The organism is Synechococcus sp. R3-13 (assembly GCF_047462195.1).
Classification (GTDB): Bacteria; Cyanobacteriota; Cyanobacteriia; order Thermostichales; family Thermostichaceae; genus Thermostichus.
Map to the genome: position 1 here is coordinate 1 of NZ_JANSIO010000441.1, position 3,521 is coordinate 3,521.

The following is a 3,521-nucleotide window of genomic DNA, read 5'->3' on the forward strand; positions in this document are numbered from 1 at the left end:
AATCGCTGCCGGGATTCCGATCCCCTACAATCAAGGGGGCTTGCTTTTCTGGGAGAGCCCGCTTGCTGCCGGCCTGTCTCTGGGCATTCTCGCTGATGTTTCCCCCTAGGCCCCTCGTTCTAACCCGTCTCTACCAGGAGTCCACTCGGCAGGCGGGGATCCCGAGATTCTTGTGTTTGTTCATACCAATTACTTCCGGCCCAAGATCAGATCAAGGTCAGATGTAGATGTAGATGCTGAAAAAATGCTGGATGGCCGTCCCGACAGCCCACCCATCACGATTGCTCTGGCCAAGGGGGCCCTGCTGCCTGAGGCCATTCAATGTCTGCAGCAGGTGGGGATCGATTTTAGTCGTTTTTTGGATCCCGGCAATCGCCTACTGCGGATTGAGTCCCCCACCCGGCTGAACGGGCAACGCTACGAAGCGCTGCTGGTGCGCACGCACGATGTGCCGGTGTATGTGGAGTATGGGCAGGCGCAATTGGGCATTGTCGGCTACGACATCTTGCGAGAGCGCTATGCCGGCACCGCAGCGCGGGTGGCCCACCTGTTGGATCTCCAATTTGGCCACTGTCGTATGTCGGTGGCTCTTCCCCAAGATAGCCCCTACCGCTCGGCAGCTCAGTTGCCTGCTCATGCCCGCGTGGCTTCCAAGTTTGTCGGCTGCGCCCGCGAGTATTTTGACCGTCTGGATTTGCCGGTGGAGCTCATCTCTCTCTATGGCTCGGTGGAGCTGGCCCCCCTCACCGGTATGGCCGATGCCATCGTCGACTTGGTGGCCACAGGGCGCACCCTGAGGGAGAATGGCCTGGTCGAGCGAGACTGCCTATTCGAGAGCACAGCTCGTCTGATTGCCCATCCCATCAGCTACCGTGTCAACCAGCAGCCTATCCGCGAGCTGGTCACCCAGATTCGGGAACGCTGGCTGGGATCCCTGTTGGTGGGTGGCTAATTTTGAGGCACTTCCTCTGAGGGGGATCACGATTGCGTACAATGGGGGCATTCGGGCTTATTTCCCCCAGCAGCGTTCAGATTCAAAAAAGGTTTTTCGAGGTTGATTATGCGGTACCGTCCACTGCTCGCCATCCTGTTGGCGCTTTGTTTGAGCGTCTTTGCTGTTCCGGCTGAGGCTGCCAAAGCCCCGCTGACCTATGACCAGATCCGCAACACCGGCAAGGCCGCCATTTGCCCTTCGGTCTCGGACAACGCCCGGGGCCGTATCGAAGTGCCTAGGGGGGGATCCCTGAAGCTGACGGATGTCTGCTTCCAGCCGGTGCAAATTGAGGTGGAAGAGGAAAAGCGGAACGGCGAGAAAGAGTTCATCAAGGCCAAAAACATCCTGATCTCAGCGGCCACTCTGGGGCCGATTAAAGCTGAGGTGACTCCCAAAGACGGTGCGCTGGAGCTCAAAGTGGTGGATGGGATCACCTCTCAGCCGACCACCGGCCAAATGCCCCGCCGCGAGCTGGTGCCGTTTCTGTTTAGCGTGAAAGACTTGGTCGCCACTGCCCAGGGCTCCGCCATTGACCCTTCGACCGATTTTGAAGGGGAGTTCTTGGTGCCCGGCTATCACAGCAGCACCTTCCTCGACCCGCGCGGGCGGGGATCCAACACCGGCTACGACACTGCGGTAGGTCTACAGGCTTCCAAAGATGATTTTGCCACCAACCGCAAGGTGGACGAGGTTTCCCAGGGGAAAATGTCCCTGCGGATTGCTCGCGTGGATGCCAGCACCGGGGAGATGGCGGGATCCTTTGTTAGCATTCAGCCTTCCAGCACCGAGCAAGGGGCGATGGAACCCCACACTGTTCGCATTCAAGGCCTGTTTTACGCCCGCCTGGCGCAGGAGTCTTGAAGAGGCTTGAGGAAAGCCGAGAAGAGATCCAATTTCGGGCTTGAGATGGGCAGAGATCCCGGCGATCCCTGCCTATTTCTGTTGATACTATGTCTGTCTGGGTTTGCCCGTTGGGGAAGTGTGCAGCGATAAAGTCTGGGCCAGATGCCGCCACAGGTTCATTTGCAGATGGCCGATGCCACTAACCTGCCTTTTATGTTGACTCTGGACCCAAGGGGACTCTCAATCTGGACTCAAGGAAGCCCTTTGTGAGTTCCGCTTCAGCCAGTACCGCCACCAGTGCGGATCCGAGTTCTGCTGTGCTTGCTACCCTGAACGGAGCCACTTTGCCGCAAGATGAGGTTCAGGGCAACGAGGGAAGCGATGGCCAACTACGACTGGATCGTGATCGGTGGCGGGATTACCGGGGCAGCCCTAAGCTATGAACTGGCCCGCCAGGGGGGATCCGTTCTCCTCGTGGAGAAAGAAGCGGTGCTGAAGGGGGCAACCCGCTACAGCTACGGGGGCTTGGCCCATTGGGCGGGCAAAACGCCGATGCTCAAAGCTTTGGGGGAAGAAGGGATCCAACGCTACCGCACCCTGTCAGAGGAGTTGGAGGCAGACATTCAATTTCGTGAGCTGGACCTGCTCATGCCCATTGCCCCCGGCTGTGATGTGGAGGCTGTCGAGGCGGATCTGGCCGACTGTCGCATCCCACCCCGGCGGATTTCGGTGGCGGCAGCCTGCGAGCTGGAGCCACTGCTGGATCCGGCAGCTCTGGAAGCAGTGCTCTGGGCTCGGCATGGCCACATCAACCCCTTGTTGACGGCGCTGGCCTTTCAAACAGCCTTGCAACGATTGGGGGGATCCCTCTTGATCGCAACAGCAACGGCCCTGCGGCGGCAGGGAGCGCGCATCACGGGCGTAGAGTCCGGAGCCGACTGCTACGGAGCAGGCCAGGTGGTGGTGTGCGCCGGCGGCTGGACACGGGCTCTGTTGCGCCAAGCGGGAATCCGGGTGCCCATCTACTACACCCATGCCGAATCCCTGGAGCTGGAGCCCTCGGATTTGCAATTGAAAGCGCTGGTGATGAGCGTGCCCGTGCAACGCTTGGAACTGGAACGACAAGCCGCCCATCCCGATCGGGATCCCCTTTGGGACGAGCCAGGGCACGAGCTTTGCCCGCCGATTCTGGATGCCGGGATCCTGCAATTTGTAGATGGCAGCATTCGCATGGGCCAGATCAGCCGGGTATTGACGGATCCCCATGCCGAGGTGGATGCAGCCGCCAGCGAAGCCCAGATCCGGGCACAAGCCGGTCGCTACCTGCCCAAGTTGGCCCACCTGCCCGGACGGTGGTATCACTGCTTGGTGGCCTTTAGCGCTGATCACCAGCCTCTGGTGGGATCCCTGCCCGGTTGGGAAGGCTTGCAACTGTTTTCCGGCTTCAGCAACCCCCTGCCCATCGTGCCCGCTTTGGCCCGTCGCTTCGCCCAACAAGCCTATGGACAGGCGGATGAATGGATCCCTGCTCTATCGCCGGGGCGGTTTGCCCAGGTTTGGAGTTGATGCCTTGCCTGCTCTCGATGCTCCTCGCCGAGCAAGTGTAAACTACCCGCACCACTCATGCTGACGCAAAGCGCTCGGCGCCGCTAAAGCGAAAGAGTGCGGGCTTTCAGTAGCCCTG

At 60.0% G+C, this 3,521-nt stretch carries 3 protein-coding genes; all 3 read left to right on the forward strand.

Going from position 1 to position 3,521, the window contains the following annotated elements:
• The first annotated feature begins 244 nt into the window (after positions 1-244).
• On the forward strand, positions 245-952 hold the full coding sequence (hisG, locus tag NW856_RS12690) for an ATP phosphoribosyltransferase (RefSeq protein WP_414400566.1): 708 nt from the start codon (positions 245-247) through the stop codon (positions 950-952).
• Between the two features lie 108 nt (positions 953-1,060).
• Complete coding sequence (locus NW856_RS12695; protein ID WP_414400567.1) at positions 1,061-1,855, forward strand: photosystem II manganese-stabilizing polypeptide; 795 nt, start codon at positions 1,061-1,063, stop codon at positions 1,853-1,855.
• 363 nt (positions 1,856-2,218) lie between these two features.
• Entirely contained in the window at positions 2,219-3,403 is a 1,185-nt protein-coding gene (locus NW856_RS12700; RefSeq protein WP_414400568.1) for an NAD(P)/FAD-dependent oxidoreductase, read from the forward strand.
• Positions 3,404-3,521: the final 118 nt, after the last annotated feature.

What these genes read in the sequence shown, in the direction of transcription:
- hisG (WP_414400566.1), top strand. Translation starts at nt 245, where the DNA reads ATGCTGGATGGCCGTCCCGACAGCCCACCCATCACGATTGCTCTGGCC.
- NW856_RS12695 (WP_414400567.1), top strand. Translation starts at nt 1,061, where the DNA reads ATGCGGTACCGTCCACTGCTCGCCATCCTGTTGGCGCTTTGTTTGAGC.
- NW856_RS12700 (WP_414400568.1), top strand. Translation starts at nt 2,219, where the DNA reads ATGGCCAACTACGACTGGATCGTGATCGGTGGCGGGATTACCGGGGCA.